Source organism: Phycisphaerales bacterium, assembly GCA_016699835.1.
Taxonomy (GTDB): Bacteria; Planctomycetota; Phycisphaerae; order Phycisphaerales; family UBA1924.
The window spans coordinates 2,187,193-2,206,142 of the sequence record CP064987.1 but is presented as its reverse complement, the minus strand read 5'-3'; the positions used below and the strand labels follow the sequence as shown (position 1 = coordinate 2,206,142).

The window sequence follows — 18,950 nt, the reverse complement described above, 5'->3', positions numbered from 1 at the left end:
CCATCGCGTACGGTACCATGATTCCGTCCGAAACGCGAGCGCCGCATGACCCTCCCGCATTTTTCAATCTCCTCCGCCACGCTCACCGTCACCAAAGGCCGGGCCATCCTCCTCCTCGCCTTCGACGTCGGCTTCTCCATCGATCTCGCCGCCGCCGACCGCCTCCTCGCCAAGGACGCCGCCTCCTCCGAAGGCCGGGGCGTTCTCCAGCGCATCCGCCGAAGCCCGAGATACTTCGCCTACAACCCCGCCCCACTCCGCGTCGCGCGACCCGCCTCGCCCATCCCACTCGCCAACACCTCCACCGCCCACGCCATCGAGGCCACCATCTTCGACTTCGGCGCCGTCTCCCTCTCCTATTCCCTCCCCATCCTCGGCACGCTCCCCGATCTCCTCCACATCAGCGAGTCCCTCTACGAGAACGAGTCCATCCTCGCCGACGCCCGCGCCCGACTCGATGAACTCCTGACCCTTCTCGCCCCCGCGATCCGTCAGCCCGCGATCGCCCCAATCGTCGAGGACTACGCCATCTTCCAGATCGAAGAGTCCTCCATCTCACTCGACGGCTCCTCCTGCACCCTCGACAACTTCCTCGCCTCCGCCCGCGCTCCCCTCGCCGCCATCCTCCGCGCCGAGAGCACGCCCCTCTCCACGCACGAGATCGACGACGCCCTCGCCTCGCGCCTCTCGTACTCCACCACCGACGCCGCCCTCATCGACTTCAACGCCGCGATCCTCTTTGACCCCACCCCCGCCGACGCCACCGCCGCCCTCGAGTTCGCCAACGTCGAACTCCTCGAGATGCGCTTCCTCGACGACCGCCTCGATCAATCCCTCGAGACCGCGTACACCCTCCTCCAATCCAGGGGCTCGCGCCGCTTCGCCATCCACGATCGCGCCATCGCCAGAGTCGCCCAACTCCAGGCCGACAACACCATGCTCTTCGAGGGCGTCAACAACGCTCTCAAACTCCTCGGCGACCAGCACCTCGCCCGGCTCTACCGCCTCGCCACCAATCGATTCCACCTCCCCGAGTGGGACCAGAGTGTCCTGCGCAAACTCTCCACCATCGACAGCATCTACCAGAAACTCGCCGACCGCGCCACCGTCCGACGCATGGAAATCCTCGAGTGGATCATTATCCTCCTCATCGCCTTCGAGATCGTCATGTCCCTCATCGATCGACTCTTTTAGGTGATCCGTTTCGTGTGACACCGCTCGCTTTACGCGGTGTCCTTCTCTCACAACCCCCCACCAACCCACGTGTCCCTCCCGCACAATCCACATCCCAACGAGCGATAACCCCGCTCCTCCCCCCCTCCATTCAACACCCTCACGCGCCTCGCCGATGCTCCGGTCCACGGGCCACTCGCCCGCAACCCCCAACCGGAGAGTCCGCATGAACGCTCGAACGATCGCCCTCCTCGCCGCCGCCGCTGCCACGCCCCTCGTCCTCCTCGCCGGCGAGCCAGGCCACACCACCCCAAGCAAGAGCGCCCCCAAGCACGCGCCCGCGCACTCCACTACCACCAAATCCACCCACACCAAGCCCACCACCGACAACACCCACGCGCCAGCCGCCGACGCGCACACGACGACGAACGCCGCCACCGACACCGCCGAGCCCACAACCCCCGACCAGGTCCTCGCCTGGCTCACCGAGGGCAACGCCCGCTGGGCCAACGGCAACACCCAGAATCCCAACTCCTCCACCCAGCGCCGAGCCGACACCGCCGCCAATGGCCAGCACCCGCGCGTCACCATCCTCACCTGCGCCGACTCACGACTCCCCGTCGAGCGAATCTTCGATCAGGGCGTCGGCGATCTCTTCGTCCTCCGCGTCGCCGGAAACGTCATCACCGCCACCGAAGCCGGCACCATCGAGTACGGCCTCGAGCACCTCCACACCCCGCTCCTCGTCGTCATGGGGCACACCAAGTGCGGCGCCGTCACCGCCGCCTGCCAGACCTTCGCCAGCTCCGACTCCCCGGCCCCCGGCAACATCGGCGCCCTCCTCAACGAGATCCACCCCGCCGTCGATCGCGCCAAGGCCACGATGAACTCCACAGACCCCAACACCATCGCTCCCACCGCCGTCGTCGAGAACGTCTGGCAGAGCATCTTCGATGTCTTCCAGACCAGCCCCGCCACCGTCGAACTCGTCCGCGAGGGCAAGGTCAAGGTCGTCGGAGCCGTCTGCGACATCTCCACAGGAAAGGTCGAGTTCCTCGGCGAGCACCCCTGGCAAACCCCGCTCATCGAGGCCTTCGCCACTATCCGCAACGCCACCCAACCCGCCCACAACACCCCCACCCACGCCGACGCCCAGCCCACCCACCACGACGAGCACTAATCCTCCGCTGACGGCCCTCTCTTGGTGGCACCGCTTCAGGTGGCACCGCTCTCCAGAGCGGTGTCCCAAGGCCCAAGGTGACGCCGCGCTCTAGACGGGTGTCTTTCTTTCTACCCAATCTCGTGGCACAGGGAGGGAGGCGTCCCGCCTGTGACCTTCCTCCTCTACACATCACCACAAAAACACACACGGCACGAGCAACCGCCCGTGCCGTGTCTTTTCCTTGATGATTCCAACGATCACTCCAGCGCCGCCGCCCCCGAGATGATCTCCGTCAACTCCGTCGTGATCTGCGCCTGCCGTGCCCGGTTGTACACGCGCGTCAGCCGCTTCCCCATCTTCCCCGCGTTGTCCGTCGCCGACTTCATCGCCACCATTCGGGCAACATTCTCGCTCACGATCGCGTCGTTGAACGACTGGAACAAGACTGCCTTCACCGCCGCCGGCAAGAGATCATTCAAGAGCGACTCGGCATCCGGCGAGAACTCATAGATCGACGCCGCCCCGCTCGAGGTCGCGCCCGATGACGCGCTCGACGCGCTCTTCGCAGAGCCCGCCGTCTCCGCCTGGAACGGCAGCAACTGCATCACCGTCGGCGACTGCTTCCCGGCGCTCACATACTTCATGTACACCACGTGCACCGACGACACCTCGCCGCGCACAAACTTGTCGATATACACCTGCGCCAGGTCCTGCACGTCCTCGAACTTCGGCTTGTCGCCAAACTGCGAGTGCTGCCGCGTCACCTCGACCCCCGCGAACCGCAGGAACCCCATCCCCTTCTTCCCCACAACCTCGATGATCCCCGTCTTCGACGCCGGGTTCGCCTTGAGGTGCCCCATCGCCGTCCGCAGCACCGAGCCGTTGTATGGCCCGCACAGCCCGCGATCCGACGTCACGATCAGCGTCAAAGGCTTCGCCTCGGCGCTCGACTTGGACCCTCCAAGCAGCGGATGGGACACGCCCTCGATCGCCCGGGCCAACTCCGTTACCAACTCAAACAACGTCTCTGTATACGGCTTTCCCGCCGTCGAACGCTGCTGACTCGCCGCGAACTTCGCCGTTGCGATCATCTGCATCGTCTTGGTAATCCGGCGGATGTTCCCAACCGCCTTGATCCGCTTCTTGATCTCGCGAGTCTTCGCCATAAGGACGAAACAGTAGGCAAACCCCTATCCAGACATTCGCCAAACCAGTCTACTCCACCCATCGACATCGCCCAACCCCAAACGCCTCCCAAGCCTCACCTTCCGTGATCGCCTGCCCCGCGGCAATCCGGACTCCCCCAGGCCGCCCCCGCCCCACCGCCGCCTGGATCGAATCACTCGGATCCGCGCGCACGATCGGTGCATCACTCCCGAACAAAATCCCTTCACCGGCCCTCAACCCCGAATCGATCATCTCCCGCCACGGCATCACGCGATCCATTCGATCAGGCACCAGCCGCGTCAACGCCTCGATGTCCGCCAACAAATGACACGGCTGCACACTCGCCAGCACGCCCAACTCGCCAAACCGTGGCACATCCGCCGCGTCGATCAACTCCGCGTGCTCGATCCGTACATGCGCAGGCCTCGCCTCGTGCTCCATCGCCGCGCGCGCATCCAGCACCGCCCGCACCGCCCTGTCGCCGATCGCGTGCACCGCCAACCCAACGCCGAGATCCGCACACTCGCGCATCGCCGCCGACAACTGTGCGCGCGACAACAGCAGCACGCCACGCTCCATCCCCGCCATCCCCTCGGCATACGGATGCAGCACGCTCGCCGTCCGGCTGTTGAGTGTCCCGTCGGCGAACAACTTCGAGCCGAGCAGCCGCAGCCCCGGTCCCTCCCACATCGCGCGCGCATCCACGACCACACGCAACTCCGCGTGAGGCACGTACACACCGACTCGCAGCCCGACGCGCCCTTCGCGATGCAGTCTGCGCAGCACAGGCCCGAGCCACAGCGGTGCATGCAGGTCGTGCGCCTCCTCGAAACCCAACGCCTGAAGATGCGCGCACGCGGCAGCAACATGCTCGATCCGCTCCGCCGGCGTCGGCTCGGGCGCGGCATTCCAGGCGGCGCGTGCCGCCTGCTCCAGGAGCAGCCCCGTCGCGCGCCCATCCGCGTCGCGCACCACGATCCCGCCCTCGGGCGCGCGCGCGTCAACGCCTGATGCACGCATCGCCGCCGTGTTCGCGAGCACGGCGTGATAGTCGAACGACATCACACACGCCGGGACGCCACCGGTCGCCGAATCGAACTCATCGAGCGTCGGCCATCGCCTGTCGGACCACCCTTCGACGCGCGCGCCGCACGCGAGAACCCATCCGCTCGCGCGCGCTGCCATCTCCCGAACACGGTCCAGACACTCATCCACACTCTCGATGTCACCAAAGTCGGGCAGCATGAGCGCCCGGCCAAGCAACGGCAGATGAACATGGGCCTCACGGAGCGTCATCACACCTTCATTGTGTCCGGCCGACGCGCCAAGACAACGCGTTGTCACGACACTCGAGCGACTTGAGAGATCCGTACGGATTCACAACACGAATCCACAGCAGGGGCTCTGGAAACGAACACGGGACCGACGTTTGCCGGTCCCGTGCCCCAACTTGTTCTGTGATTGGGCGCGCCCGCGTGTCTGTCCAGGACCCGAACCCGTAGGTTCGAGGGGGCGCGCCAGGCCGAAAACGCTTCGGGTCATGCTTTCTTCAAGCGGGCCTCGAAGCGACGGCGAACGAGACTGGCGATTACTTCTTCTTCTTGGCGGTCTTCCGCTTCGCGGTCTTCTTGCCAGCCTTCTTCGTCGCTTTCTTCTTCGCCTTCTTCTTTGCCTTCTTAGCCATGAACAAGTCTCCTGTACTTGAACCGCGTCGCCGCGAGCGCACGATGCGACTCACGCGCGACGAGTCAACCGACTGAGATTATCGGAAGTCATACCCTCATGTCTTGAGCAAACACGAAGATTCTCAAAAAAATTTCAACCGCCGCTCGCCTTGACTCGCGCCACCATCATCACTCAACCCACCTCGGAGTCGTCCGCATGAGTCACATCACTACTCGCACACTCGACTCGGGGCTCTCGCTCGTTGTCGAGCGCATGCCCCAACTCAAGTCCGCCGCGCTCGCCTGGATCCTGCCCTGCGGCTGCGCGCACGACCCACTCGACAAGCAGGGACTCTCCGCGATGTGGAGCGAACTCCTCCTCCGCGGGGCGGGATCTCTCGACTCGCGCGCCCACGCCGATGCCCTCGATCGCCTCGGCGCCGGCCGCAGCACCAACTCCGGCGCCTTCACCTTCTCCATCACCTCCAGCATGATCGGCGAGCGTCTCGGCGGCGTGCTCCCGCTCCTTGTGGACATGGTCCGCGCCCCGCGAATCGCCGAGGACGCCATCGAACCCGCTCGAGACCTCTGCATCCAGGCGATCGAGTCGCTCCAGGACGACCCGCAGGAAAGGGCCGTGCTCGAGGCCCGCCGACGCCACTTTCCCGATCCGCTCGGGCGCTCCGGCCTGGGCACGATCGACGGCCTCAATGCCCTCACCCGCGACGATCTCCACGATCGCTGGCACGCGCTCGCCAAGCCCAAAGGCTCGATTCTCGCCGCCGCCGGCGACGTGGACGCGGCGAAACTCGCCGACGCGCTCGAATCGCTCCTCTCCGGATGGACCGGCGCCACCTCCGAGCCCAAGCCCGGGCCCACACCCGCCCGCGGCTATGCGCACACCAACGACCCTTCCAACCAGGTCCAGATCATCGTCGTCCATGATGCGCCCCCCGAGACCGACGCGAGGGGCAACCCCAATCGCGCAGCACTTCTCGAGAAGTTCGCCATTGCCGTTCTCTCCGGCGGCATGTCCTCGCGACTCTTCACGCACGTGCGCGAGCGCAAGGGCCTCTGCTACTCCGTCAGCGCCGGCTATCGAGGCGATCGCGACTTCGGAGCCGTCACCGCCTACGTCGGCACCACGCCCGACAAGGCCCAGGACTCCCTCGACACGCTCCTCGAGCAACTCCGCGAGATCAACACGCCCAACGGCGCCATCACCCCCGAGGAGTTCCAGCGCGCGTCGATCGGCATGAAGAGCGGCATCGTCTTCAGTGGCGAGAGTTCCGCCGCCCGAGCCTCCGCCCTCGCGATCGACCAGCGCCGCTTCGCCCGCTCGCGCTCCCTCGACGAGATCCTCGCAATGGTAAACTCGGTCACGCTCGACGAAGTCAACGCCTACCTCACGACGCGAACACTGGGCACGCTGACGATCCAGACCCTCGGTCCCAAGCCCCTCACGCCTCCCCAATAAGCCCCACGACGCAGCCCGAACCCTACACTCCGCACCATGATCGAGGTCACGCCCAAAGTCTCGCGCGCCCTCTGGCAGTATGGCCTGCTCTCGGCATGCCTTGCGATTCTCGTCCTCTTCCTCGTCTATCCGATCCTCCTCACCGTCCGTGGCGGATTCGCCTCCGACCCCGCCCGCGGCTCCGGATTCACGCTCGAGCACGTTCTCCGCGTCTTCAAAGACCCAGAGACACGCACCTGGCTCTTCAACTCCCTGACGCTCGCGACATCCACCACGATCCTCGCGACCGTGATCGCGCTCCCGCTCGCCGTCCTCGCCGCGAGGTATCGATTCCCGGGCAAGTCCATCTTCCAGGCGGCGATCCTCGTCCCCATGATCCTCCCGCCGTTCGTCGGGGCGATCGGGCTCCGCATGATCGTCGGGCGCGAGGGCGCCCTCAACGCCCTGCTCGACTCGGTCCATCTCTCGGGAGTCATCGAGAGCCTTCTCGGGCAACGTCTCGACCTCCTCGCCCAGGCGAAGGGTCTCGGCGTCGTGCTCGTCCAATCGCTTTCGCTCTACCCGATCATCTTCCTCAACGCCTCCGCGTCCCTCGCCAACATCGACCCCGCGATGGACGAGGCCGCCGAGAACCTCGGCGCCGGGTTCTTCCGCCGGTTCTTCACGATCACGCTCCCGCTCATGCGCCCCGGCCTCTTCGCCGGGGGCACAATCGTCTTCATCTGGTCCTTCACCGAACTCGGCACGCCCCTCATGTTCGACTACTACCGCGTCATCCCGGTCCAGATCTTCAACAAACTGAAGGAAGTCGAGAGTTCCGCCCAGCCCTACGCCCTCACCGTCGTCATGCTCGGCTGCGCGATCCTGCTGTACTCCCTGGGGAAACTCGTCTTCGGGCGCGCCGGCTACGCGATGCAGACGCGCGCCGCTCGGGCCGCCAGCGAGGAGCGCCTCGAGGGAACCAAGGGCCTTCTCGCCGCGGGCGTCTTCGTCGCGGTCTTTGCCCTCGCCATCCTCCCCCACGTCGGCGTCATCCTCACCAGCCTCGCCCGCCCCGGGCAATGGCACAAGTCCATCGTCCCCACCGCGTTCACTCTCTCGCACTATCGAGAGGCCCTCGCCAGCGGCGATTCCTTCGGCGCCATCGTCAACAGCCTCAAACTCTCTCTCCTCGCGATGGTCCTCGACACCGCGATCGGCATCGTCGTCGCCTATCTCCTCGTCCGCACCAAGGTCATCGGGCGTGGCCTCCTCGACGCGCTCTGCATGCTCCCCCTTGCCGTCCCCGGACTCGTCATGGCCTTCGGCTATGTCGCGATGAGTCTCCGCTGGCCCTTCGGGCAGGACGGCCCGCTCTCAGGTTTCGCCATCTTCGCCAGCGACCCCAATCCCTTCTTCTTCCTCATCATCGCCTATGGCGTGCGGCGACTGCCCTACATGGTCCGCTCCACCGTCGCGGGACTCGAACAAACCTCCGGCGAACTCGAAGAGGCCGCCATCAACCTCGGCGCCACGCGCACCCTCGCCGTCCGCAAGGTCATCATCCCGCTCATCCTCGCCAACCTTATCGCCGGCGGCCTGCTCGTCTTCTCCTTCTCCATGCTCGAGGTCAGCGACTCGCTCCTCCTCGCCCAGCAGACCGAGGACTACCCCATCACCAAGGCCATCTGGGCCTTGACCGACCGCCTGGGCGACGGCCCGCACATCGCCAGCGCCCTGGGCGTCTGGGGCATGGCCCTGCTCACCATCACGCTCTTTGCCGCGAGCGCGGCCCTGGGCAAGAAGATGGGCTCCATCTTCCGCGTGTGATCGTCCATGGCGTTGACGAGTGGTCTTCGTGAGAGCACGCGCTGGGTACCCCCACGCTCCGCGTGGGTTACCGACCCTACCTCTTCTACTTCCGTTGCCTCTTCAATATCGTCGTCGAGGGTTCTCACGACAACTCACGCAAGACGACTCCGAACGAGCTCATCCCACACACTCACGGCTCCGGCGGCTCACTCTCGGCCGCCCCACCACCCCCATCCCCCCCACCCGTCGCCTCGCGCACGGCATCCCGATCCCGCTCGCCCACCTCTCGATAATGCGTCCGCTCCGCCGCGTATCGCTCCGGCGAGATCTTGAGATCCGGCGTCTCGCCCTTCTGATGCTGCGCGTGCAGATGCTTCAAAAACGGCACGCACCACATGCACCCCGTCCCCGCCGAGAGACACTCGCTGATCAAAGACGCCACCGGCGGATCCTCGCGATCCAGGAACGTCCGGATCTTCCGCAGGGACACGTGGAAACACAGGCAGACGTGATCATCGGGATCCACGCGGGAATCCTAGACCGCGACTACTTGGCCCCGGCCTTCAGTTTCGCGAGCACGCCGACAAGGTCCTCGACCTCCGCCCTCCTGGTGTAGTCGGCATCCAGGAACGCGTACGCGATCGTGCCATCCTTCGCGATGACATACGTCGCCGAGAGCGGCAACTGGTTCGACGAGTCGCCATTGAACGTCGAGAGTTCAAGCCCGAAGCCCTTGAACTTCTCCTGCACGGCCGAGGGAAGCGTGTACCGAAGCCCGAACTTCTCGGCCACCTTGTTCCCCGCGTCGCTGAGCACGTGGAACTTCAGTTCGTTCTTCTCGGTGATCGACAGGCTCTGGTCGGGCGTCTGCGGGCTGATCGCGACGAGATTCGCCCCGAGCGCCTTGAACTGGTCGAGCGATTCCTGATACGCCCGCAACTGGATGTTGCAGTAGGGGCACCACGTGCCGCGGTACCACGCGAGCACCACCGGGCCCTTCTCGAGCAGCGTGGAGAGTTTGACCATGTCGCCCTTCGCGCCTGGGAGTTCAAAGTCCGGGGCCTTGGCGCCGACCTTGAGGGCCGTCTCCATCACGCCGCTCGTCGCGACGTCCTGGATGCCCTGGGCGAAGACCTTCTTCACTTCCTCGGGCATTCTCCCCGCACTCTCCTCGCGCTTGGCCCTGAGGCGCTCGCCGAGGATTCCGAGTTTGTCCATCTTCGAGGCCGGCGGCTTCGAGAGGTCCTCGCCGCTGATCTTCTTCCATGACTCGTCGGCGTTCTTCTTGAGTGCCGCGTCGTCTTTCAACCAATCGCTCCGCGTGTCGGAGAAGAGTCCCTTGTAGAAGAGATTCAGCCGCCCGCCCGTGAGCGTGAACGACTTGGGATCGACCTCGACCTTCTTCCCCTTCGCCATGGCGTACGCGCACCATCCGCCGTACGCCGGCTCGTACTTCGCGGGGTCCGCCTGGAACGCCGCCATGTTCTCCTTGCTCGCAAAGCGATACGTCACGCCGGCGTGCTCGGCCTGGAAGAGTTCGAGCCCCTTCATCGGCGTGCCGCCGCCCTCGGGGAAGTAGGACACCGGGTCGTATCCCTCGATCGCGAGATGGCTCTTGGGCAGGTTGTAGATCGACAGATCACGCGAACCCGCGGCCTGCTTCGCCGCCGGCTCATCAGCAAACGCCCATGCGCTCATCGCCGTCCCCGCCACGGCACACGCGACGCACGCCGCCACGACATGCCCCGTCACCGAACGAACACCAGTCCCGTTGATGCTGCGCTGCCGCATGATCCGCTCCCTGTAAATAACAACTTCTATGAATCGACGCTTCATGGTCAATACACTGTCGCTCGATACGCCCTTGCCTTGCACGACTGTGCCGTGGCCTCGTTCTCCGATGCCCCGATTGTGTGCGCGTTACGGCACTTCGACAATCTTTGAGCCACACTCCGGACAGACTCCGCTCGGCAGGCCCGCCAGACGATACCCGCACGATCGGCACACCCCCGCCATCGCTCCCGTAATTCTGGCTACGCAATGCCTCCAGATCACCAAGGAACCGAGCGCCAGCACATGAAATGTGCCGCACGCGACCAGAAGTGTTCTGACAATCGAGAGCCCCTCGCTTCGAACGTACCCGCCGCCATGTGTCCACGCGTTAAACCGCCAGCCGGCCAGGATCGCGATCACACCGGCGATCGCCAGGGCCGCCCCAATCCACCATCGTCGCGTCGCCCGCCACACCATGCCTCCGAGCACCACCCCGGGCATGGCGAGAACAACCCACGACCACAACTCCGAGAGATGAGCATCCAGCCCGAAGAACCCCAACGACGCCGCGTGCGCCATCCCGCCGATCAGCACCACGCCCCACGCCTGGCCGCGAGCCATCGGTCTCGGCATGGTCGCCGCCAAGCCCGATCGAAGTAAAGGCCACGCGTACGCCGCGTGAACAAGAGCGTTCGCCACGCCCACGCCGCCGAGAATGAACACCACACGCACATCCACGGCGCCAATGCTCCTCGTTTCACTTTGCTACACGAACTCAACGCCATACGAACTCAACCGATCCGCCCGCACGCATCCCGCCCTGCCACTTATCCCATCGAGAAGAACTCGCGCACCCGCTCCATCACCGTGTGGTGCGCCAGGTCCCGCAGTTCCCCGGCGTCCAGGTACACCCCCAGGCACGTCGGGCACCGATCGATGATGACGTGCGGTTGGTCCGGCGCTGGTCCCGCCTTCAGGTGCTCGCCATCACGCGGACAGAGCAGAATCCTCGATAACGATCTCGAGGCCGTGAGCGCCCGCCTCGCGCTCGACGAATCTCTACCGGCCTTTCCTTGCGAACCTTTGTCCACGCGCTCGGCCTGCCCCTTCATGCTCTTCACACGCTCCAACTCCGACGCGTCGAGCCACACCCCGCCGCAGCGCGTGCACCGATCGACACAGAAGCCGCCCTCGCGCGACGAGAGTTCGCACCGCTCCATCGACGCCCGGCACGCCGGACAGTTCGGTTGGATCCCCGGCTGGATGCGATAGTCCATGCTCGACATGCACGAATCGTACGGACCCACGCGGCCACTACAGTCATGCGATGCCGATACCGCCGACGCAGCCCGACCCGAGTCTCCGAATCTTCGACGCCCACCTCGACCTCGCCTGCCTCGAGGCCCTGGGTCGCGACATGTCGCTCGAGGACCCTCGCCAGGCCGACCGCCCCCACACACCGGGTGCGATCACACTTCCCGCGCTCGCGCGATCGGGCATCCGCGCCTGCCTCGCCACTATCTTCACCGAGACCAACGGCAAGGAACAGGAAACCGGCTACGCCAGCGGCGATCACGCCGCCTCCCGAGCCGCAGCGATGCGCCAACTCGAGATCTATCGCGCGTGGCACAAGGCGGGACACATCACACTCGGACGCGATGCGCTCGCCCGTGCCGTTGCCGCGCCGTTGGAACACACCCGCACGAATCAGGCCCAAACGACGTCGCCCCCTGCCGTCGCGCTCCTGATCGAGGGAGCCGATCCGATCTCGGGCCCTGATGATCTCCCCATGTGGAAGGACGCGGGCGCCGTCGCCATAGGGCTGACCTGGGCGCACTCCTCGAAGTACGCCGCGGGCAACGCCGCCGACCCGCGCGATAACCCGGGACTCACGCCCGACGGGCGATCGCTCGTCCGCGCCATGGACGAACTCGGCCTCGTCCACGACGCCTCGCACCTTTCCGATCGTGCGCTCGCGGATCTGCTCTCGGCCACCAATGCCGTTGTCATCGCGACACATTCCAACTGCCGCACACTTATCGACACCACACCGATGCCAGACGCCGCAATCCCGCGAGAACTCAAGCACGATCCCGTGGCGCGCGCTCGGATTATTCAGCGTCACCTCACCGACGACTCCATCCGCGAGATCGCCCGCCGCGGCGGCGTCATCGGCATCAACTTCTACTCGCCCTTCCTGAACCCCGGCGGCACGCGCGACCGCCGCGCCCCGCTCCACGCGATCGCCGACCACGCCGAGCACATCATGCAACTCATCGGACACGACCGCCGTGTCGGCCTGGGCACCGACATCGACGGCGGCTTCGGCAGCACCATGCTCCCCGAGGGCCTCGACACGATCGATCAGTTGCCCACGCTCGCCGAGCATCTCACGAGGCGCGGCTGGACCAAGGCCACGATCGACCGATTCCTGTGGCAGAACTGGGCCGACTTCTGGTTGCACTCGTTATCGTGATAATACAAAACTGATCTCGCCGAACGTACTAGTAGCCCCGTGCGACCAGACGCGATCGCACACGATCCAGCAACACAGCACATCACCCGGCCGCCCGAATCACGAATCACGAATCACGAATCACGAATCACGAGTTGATCGTGCGGAGCAAAAATGAAAAGACCCCACCCAGGTTTACCTGAGTGGGGTCAAACGTCGGCGATGACCTACTTTCCCGCAGTGCAGTATCATCGGCGGCTTGGGCTTAACTGCTGTGTTCGGGATGGGAACAGGTGTTACACCAAGCCTGTGGTCACCGACAATCCGGCCGATTCGCGTTTCCGCGAGCCTGCCGGCCTGGAGCCTGTTGGCCCCAGTGCCGGAACAAACGGTCGCCATGGAAGGTGTGCCTTGTGGGGCACACTTCCAAAGTGACGCTGTCTTGGAAGCACGCCGGAGACCCGATCGGCAAAGAGCCAACGAGCGATTCCGGGTGCCAGAGATTTGAAGAAAGAACGAGATTCGTTCTGTGACGAACGCGGCCAGTCCGTCGTGTTGGATGGAATGGATCCATCCGCGACGGCTGGTTGGTGTGATCGGTTCGACCGTTAGTACCGCTCCGCTGAAGGCCTCTCAGCCCTTACACGCGCGGCCTATCAACCTGGTGGTCTTCCAGGGGTCTCACGTCAAAGACAAGCAAGTATGATCTTGTGGGAGGCTTCCCGCTTAGATGCTTTCAGCGGTTATCCCTGCCGGACGTAGCTACCCAGCGGTGCACCAAGCGGTGCAACTGGATCACCAGGGGTCCGTCCAACCGAGTCCTCTCGTACTACGGTTGAGGCCACTCAAACTTGCAACGCCCACAACAGATAGGGACCGACCTGGCTCACGCCGGTCTGAACCCAGCTCGCGTACCACTTTAATCGGCGAACAGCCGAACCCTTGGGGCCGCCTTCAGTCCCAGGATGTGATGAGCCGACATCGAGGTGCCAAACCGCTCCGCCGCTATGGACGCTCGGGAGCGATCAGCCTGTTATCCCCGGGGTACCTTTTATCCGATGAGCTACGACCCTTCCACACGGGATCGCAGGATCACTAGAGCCCACTTTCGTGACTGCTCGACCCGTCGGTCTCGCAGTAAAGCCGGCTTGTGCTCTTGCACTCGACACACGGTTTCCATCCGTGCTGAGCCGACCTTTGCACTCCTCCGTTACCTTTTTGGAGGAGACCGCCCCAGTCAAACTACCCGACACGCACTGTCCTTCGCCCGGATTCACGGGACACGAAGTTAGGCCACAAACTTAAACAGGGTGGTATTTCACCTGTGACTCCATCCGGGCCGGAACCCGGACATCAACGCCTCCCACCTATGCTACGCAGTTTATGCTCGTGGCCAATACGAGCCTATAGTGAAGGTCCACGGGGTCTTTCCGTCTTGCTGCGGGTAGGCGGCATCTTCACCGCCACTACTATTTCACCGAGTCGGTCGTGGAGACAGTGCTCCAGTGATTACGCTATTCATGCGCGTCGGAACTTACCCGACAAGGAACTTCGCTACCTTAGGACCGTCAGAGTTACGGCCGCCATTCTCCGGTGCTTCGGTCATGACCTTCTCTTGCGATGAGCCACTTCCTTGACATTCCGGTATTGGGCAAGCGTCACTCTGTATGCTTCGACTTGCGTCTTCGCACAGAGCTGTGTTTTTGATAAACAGTTCCCAGAGCCTTTTCTCTGCGCCCTTCTCTTACGAGGGAGGGCCCCCTTATCGCGAACTTACGGGGTCAATTTGCCTAGTTCCTTCACGACCGTTCTCTCGAGCGCCTTAGGCTATTCGCCTCGCCCACCTGTGTCAGTTTTGGTACGGGACGTGCTTTGCCCCCGTGGCTTTTCTAGGAACTCCGTTGTCTGGCATCGGCCTCAAGGACCTGGGCGCAGCTAGCGACCCCGCCAAACTCGAGAATTCGAACCACGGTTTGATCTCTGCACGTGCTGGGGACTATTAACCCCATGTCCATCGACTACGCCTTTCGGCCTCGCCTTAGGACCCGGCTAACCCTGGGCGGAATTCCCTTCCCCAGGAAACCTTGGGCATATGGCGAACGGGATTCTCACCCGTTTAATCGTTACTCAAGCCGGCATATTCACTTGCTGAGGCTCCACGGACCGTTCCCGATTCGCTTCGCCGCCGCAGCAACGCTCTCCTACCGCCTCTTACGAGGCCCACAGCTTCGGTTCTCTGCTTATTCCCGATCATTATCGGCGCTGGATTCCTCGTCCAGTGAGCTGTTACGCACTCTTTAAATGATGGCTGCTTCTAAGCCAACATCCTGGATGTCTCAGCAATCCAACTTCCTTTCGAACTGAGCAGAGATTCGGGACCTTAGCTGGTGATCTGGATTGTTCTCCTTTTGACGACGGATATTGTCACTCGCCGTCTATCTCCCAGGTCTACACAATTGGTATTCGGAGTTTGGTTGGTCGAGGTAGCCGGGTAGGCCCCTACAACCATCCAGTCGCTCTACCCCCAATCGCTGATACCTGAGGCTAACCCTAAAGTTATTTCGGAGAGAACGAGCTATCTCCCAGTTTGATTACACTTTGAGTCCTCCCGTCAGTTCATCCCAGACCTTTTCAACGGTCACGAGTTCGACCCTCCAGGCGGTGTTACCCGCCCTTCAGTCTGACCAACGGTAGATCACAAGGTTTCGCGTCTAGCCCGTACGACTCGGCGCCCATTTCGGACTCGCTTTCGCTCCGCCTCCGGCCCGATAGGCCTTAGGCTCGCCGTACAGGCTAACTCGCCGGCTCATTATGCAAAAAGCACGCCGTCACCCCGCAGGGCTCCGACCGCTTGTAAGCACACGGTTTCAGGTACTCTTTCACCCCGCTCATCGCGGTGCTTTTCATCGTTCAGTCGCCTTACTGATTCGCTATCGGTTGTCGAGGAGTATTTAGCCTTGGAGGGTGGACCCCCCATCTTCAACCCGGGTTTCACGAGACCGAGTTTAATCTATGGGCTCACCAGACTTCTGTTACAGGGCTTTCACCTTCTGCGGCGCGTCATTCAAACGCTTCACGAGTCATCTGGCTTGTCCGCTTTCGCTCGCCGCTACTCACGGAATCGCTGTTGCTTTCTTTTCCTGCGCCTACTGAGATGTTTCAGTTCAGCGCGTTCGCTCTTCACCCCTATGCATTCAGAGTGAAGTACCCTTGCGGGTGGGTTGCCCCATTCGGACATTCCAAGATCGCAGCCTGGTTACCGGCTCCCTTGGACTTTTCGCAGGTTCCAACGTCCTTCATCGCCTCTCGACACCAAGACATCCACCGTGTGCCCTTGCCCGATCACACCAACCGGACGCCGAGGACTTCCCTCCAGCTCTCGCTGGATTCCTTCCCCAACACCGATCGGCCAATCCCGAGTCCCGCATTTCAGGGCCACTGTGTATACACACAACAGTCCAGGACTCGGCACCGGCCAAAGTCATCTCGCTTTGCCTTCCCTCTCGGGATCGCTCCGCTTCAACGCCTTGGTCCGGCTAGGCCGCCATTCGCACGAAAGAATTTCGGTTCTTTCTTCTTAAATCTCTTGCAGCGTCGTCTCTGCACTCACAATCTTGGAAAGACCCTCGGCCAAGCGCACGGAAAACCGTGACACCCGCCGAGAAAAAACGTGCAGGACGACCGTTTGTATCCGGTTTTCAAAGAGCAGGCCGTTCCTGGGGATCAACCCCGTTCCCGGCCACCGACCCCGAGTCCGTCTCGCGACAAGCCCCGAATCGGCCCCACTCCAAAATGAGCAGGGCAGGAGTGTATTCCGCACCAAAGTCCAGTCAAGCCAAGGGCAAACTCAATTCCGTCGGCCCGGCGCAACGCCCGTTTCACGCCCAACTTAGAGGCGCGATCGACCGACGCAATCAGCCGCCAAGCCCTCCGGGACCCGTCGGCAGGCCCCGTCCGGGCGTCCCAGGAATAGGAGCCGGTGGAATCCCTGGGTTCGACGACCCGGGCTTGGAATCGGCCGGGGCCGTCGCTTTCCGCTCTTCCCGGACGCCCATGTCGGCCGACGCCTTGATCCGCAAGTAGGCCTCGTCGTCCTTGTCGGACTCGGGGTTCCGGCTGATCACCATCCCCGCCGCGTTCCGCAGGACCGCCAGGATCGACTCGCGGGCCGAGCCCTGAATGCCTCCGGCAAGCACCGCCGTCAATCGTTTCGCATCTAGGAAAATCACACCAGGCACCTCAAGACTCAGTTCCGAGGGCAGCACCTCCGAGGGGTACTCGCCCAAAGGATCCAAAGCGGGCCTCGAAGCATCGCCAACACCAACGTCGCCGCCCGGCGGCACGCCACGCCCAGGGTCCCAACCGCGCTCGCCTCCAGGCGGGAACGTCCCGCTCGGTTGCAGGCCACCCGGTTGGAGACCCCCAGGCTGGAGACCCCCCGGTTGCAATCCACCGGGCTGATTCCCACCTGGAGCCGGTGCCGCTGGCGAGGGCTTCTCACCCTCGGGCTCCGTCGCTGGATTGAACTTCGAGATGTCATAAGCTTTGAAATCGCCTGCCAGCCTCACAACACCTGAGATCGGATCGCCGGGCTCAACCGAAACCGTCGCCTTGCGATACCACCCGTAGTAGAACTTGAAGAGTTCCGCCGTCCCCTTGGGCACCGACGACAACTGGTCGCGTGTCTGCGCGCTCGTCATCGCGAAGTACTCGTTCGGGTCCACCGTCACCGCCGGAGACCACCCCGACCACTCGCTCCGCACCAGAGACTCACGCCCCAGGCGCTTGCTCTTCTCGGGAAGCGCCTGATCGAAGAGCGGGTTGTTGAGCACCACGCGGCAGCGATACTTGTACGTCACGCCGGGCACCGCCGTCAGATCGTGCGCCCACATCTTCACTTCCGAGTCGTTCAAGATCGCATCACCCAGTAGCGCTGCCTGGGGCGACGTCGGCGCCACCGACTCGCCACCGACATCTTCACCCAACTCACGGAGGCGATCGACGACCTTCTGACGCTTGGCGATCTCGCGATTGAGGCTCTGCTGGAGCACGGCCGGGTTGCCGACCGCGGGAGCCGGGTCACGTGGTGGCCTCGCACTTCCACCGCCACCGCCACCGCCTGGAGCACGCCCGCCACCTCCGGCCGGTGCGAGCCCGCCTCCACCACCTCCACCGCCACCACCACGCGGGTCGCGCGGCGGCGTAGGACGACCGCCCGGTAGTGGTGCCGCTGCTCCCGCCGCCTTCAGCCGCTCCTGGATGTCCAGGATCTTCTTATCGATGCTCGTCAGTTCTCGCTTCAGCCGATCGATCTCCCGCTGCTGATCGACCATCAGCGCCCGGGCCGCCATCGACGACGGCTCGTCCCAGGCAAGTCCCGCGATTCGTTCGTAGTACTTCGGCCTCTGGATCTCTTCCGAGTGCTTCGCGATCCGATCGAGCGTCCCGCCGACGTCGCCGAGCGACTTCACGTTCTCCTTCCACGAGGACTCGCCGTCGAACCGCCCGGGAATCTGCGAGAGCGTCGTCGTCTCGCCAACCTTCACGCCCACGCCGGCGGGCACCGCGACCACCTCGCGCTCCACCTCGAAGCGGATCACATTCACCAGCAATCGGTTCGGCACGAGCGGATCGCTCCACCATGAGCGCGGGAGAGGCAGGGCCGGCCCCTCGCCATCCGGGTCCGACTCGAGCGCCTCGAGCAAAGACGTCCCCGAGAACGTCGCCTCGATGCTCACCGACGCCTTGTCCATCGGCTGGGCCGCGGGCAGGAACGCTGCCAACTCCGGATATCGCTTCGGCTCGCGCGGATCGATCGTGTTCTGGATCGTCGCCGCGATCACCCCGGTCGGAATCGGCACATTGAGCGCGACAAACTCGCCATCCGCCACAGGTCCCACCGTCGAGACTTTCATCGCCTTGGGAGGATCACCCAAAGACGCCAGGCGATTCGTCGTCACGCCAAGCCCTCGCATCCGCTCCTCGAACCGCGACGACAGATCGACGCTCACCTCCGGGATCGTCGGGGGATTCGTGCTCTCCACCTTCGCCAGGAGCGTTCTCGCCTTCTCCTCCACCGGACGCATCGCGCTCTCGGGCGAGAGTTGCTGCGTGCCCACCTTGATCTCGTTGGGCTTCACCAGAATCTGGTACCCCATGATGCCCAGCGCCGCAAGCCCGCACACCCCCAGCAGCGCCTTGTCCACGTGTTGCTCGAACGCACCGATCCGCTTCATGGCTCAACCCTTCCTGATTCGACTCCCCTCCCAACCCGAACTCACATGCGAT

General features: G+C 63.8%; 12 protein-coding genes and 2 rRNA genes. 5 read left to right on the top strand and 9 right to left on the bottom strand.

Annotation, left to right across the window (positions count from 1 at the left end; all coding sequences use genetic code 11):
* Nucleotides 1-45: 45 nt before the first annotated feature.
* Complete coding sequence (locus IPK69_09145; protein ID QQS08160.1) at nt 46-1,194, top strand: hypothetical protein; 1,149 nt, start codon at nt 46-48, stop codon at nt 1,192-1,194.
* Nucleotides 1,195-1,399: 205 nt separating this feature from the next.
* Nucleotides 1,400-2,353, top strand: coding sequence for a carbonic anhydrase (locus IPK69_09140; protein QQS08159.1), 954 nt, complete (start codon nt 1,400-1,402; stop codon nt 2,351-2,353).
* Nucleotides 2,354-2,592: 239 nt separating this feature from the next.
* Here IPK69_09140 and atpG read toward each other — a convergent pair whose 3' ends face one another.
* Both atpG and IPK69_09130 read right to left on the bottom strand, forming a co-directional pair.
* On the bottom strand, nt 2,593-3,501 hold the full coding sequence (gene atpG, locus IPK69_09135) for an ATP synthase F1 subunit gamma (protein ID QQS08158.1): 909 nt from the start codon (nt 3,499-3,501) through the stop codon (nt 2,593-2,595).
* A gap of 49 nt (nt 3,502-3,550) precedes the next feature.
* Nucleotides 3,551-4,798 carry an amidohydrolase family protein gene (locus tag IPK69_09130; protein ID QQS08157.1) on the bottom strand — a complete coding sequence of 416 codons (1,248 nt, stop codon included), beginning with the start codon at nt 4,796-4,798 and terminating at the stop codon, nt 3,551-3,553.
* A gap of 585 nt (nt 4,799-5,383) precedes the next feature.
* On the opposite strand from IPK69_09130, the gene IPK69_09125 reads away from it, so the two are divergent.
* On the top strand, nt 5,384-6,643 hold the full coding sequence (locus IPK69_09125) for an insulinase family protein (protein ID QQS08156.1): 1,260 nt from the start codon (nt 5,384-5,386) through the stop codon (nt 6,641-6,643).
* 36 nt (nt 6,644-6,679) lie between these two features.
* Nucleotides 6,680-8,452, top strand: a complete 1,773-nt coding sequence (locus IPK69_09120; protein ID QQS08155.1) for an iron ABC transporter permease — start codon at nt 6,680-6,682, stop codon at nt 8,450-8,452.
* 172 nt (nt 8,453-8,624) lie between these two features.
* On the opposite strand, the gene IPK69_09115 is transcribed toward IPK69_09120, so the two are convergent.
* The 4 genes from IPK69_09115 to IPK69_09100 form a co-directional block, all read right to left on the bottom strand.
* Complete coding sequence (locus tag IPK69_09115; GenBank protein ID QQS08154.1) at nt 8,625-8,960, bottom strand: (2Fe-2S)-binding protein; 336 nt, start codon at nt 8,958-8,960, stop codon at nt 8,625-8,627.
* A 20-nt stretch (nt 8,961-8,980) separates the two neighbouring features.
* Entirely contained in the window at nt 8,981-9,652 is a 672-nt protein-coding gene (locus IPK69_09110) for an AhpC/TSA family protein (GenBank protein ID QQS10457.1), read from the bottom strand.
* Nucleotides 9,653-10,354: 702 nt separating this feature from the next.
* Complete coding sequence (locus tag IPK69_09105; protein QQS08153.1) at nt 10,355-10,840, bottom strand: hypothetical protein; 486 nt, start codon at nt 10,838-10,840, stop codon at nt 10,355-10,357.
* Nucleotides 10,841-11,034: 194 nt separating this feature from the next.
* Nucleotides 11,035-11,493 (bottom strand): zf-TFIIB domain-containing protein, encoded by a 459-nt coding sequence (locus IPK69_09100; GenBank protein ID QQS08152.1) that lies wholly within the window; start codon nt 11,491-11,493, stop codon nt 11,035-11,037.
* Nucleotides 11,494-11,534: 41 nt separating this feature from the next.
* On the opposite strand from IPK69_09100, the gene IPK69_09095 reads away from it, so the two are divergent.
* Nucleotides 11,535-12,683 (top strand): membrane dipeptidase, encoded by a 1,149-nt coding sequence (locus tag IPK69_09095; GenBank protein ID QQS08151.1) that lies wholly within the window; start codon nt 11,535-11,537, stop codon nt 12,681-12,683.
* 193 nt (nt 12,684-12,876) lie between these two features.
* Here IPK69_09095 and rrf read toward each other — a convergent pair.
* From rrf to IPK69_09080, 3 genes are all read right to left on the bottom strand, one after another.
* A 5S ribosomal RNA gene (rrf, locus tag IPK69_09090) occupies nt 12,877-12,983 on the bottom strand.
* A 267-nt stretch (nt 12,984-13,250) separates the two neighbouring features.
* Nucleotides 13,251-16,010, bottom strand: a 23S ribosomal RNA gene (locus IPK69_09085).
* A 566-nt stretch (nt 16,011-16,576) separates the two neighbouring features.
* Complete coding sequence (locus IPK69_09080) at nt 16,577-18,898, bottom strand: hypothetical protein (GenBank protein QQS08150.1); 2,322 nt, start codon at nt 18,896-18,898, stop codon at nt 16,577-16,579.
* Nucleotides 18,899-18,950 lie beyond the last annotated feature (52 nt).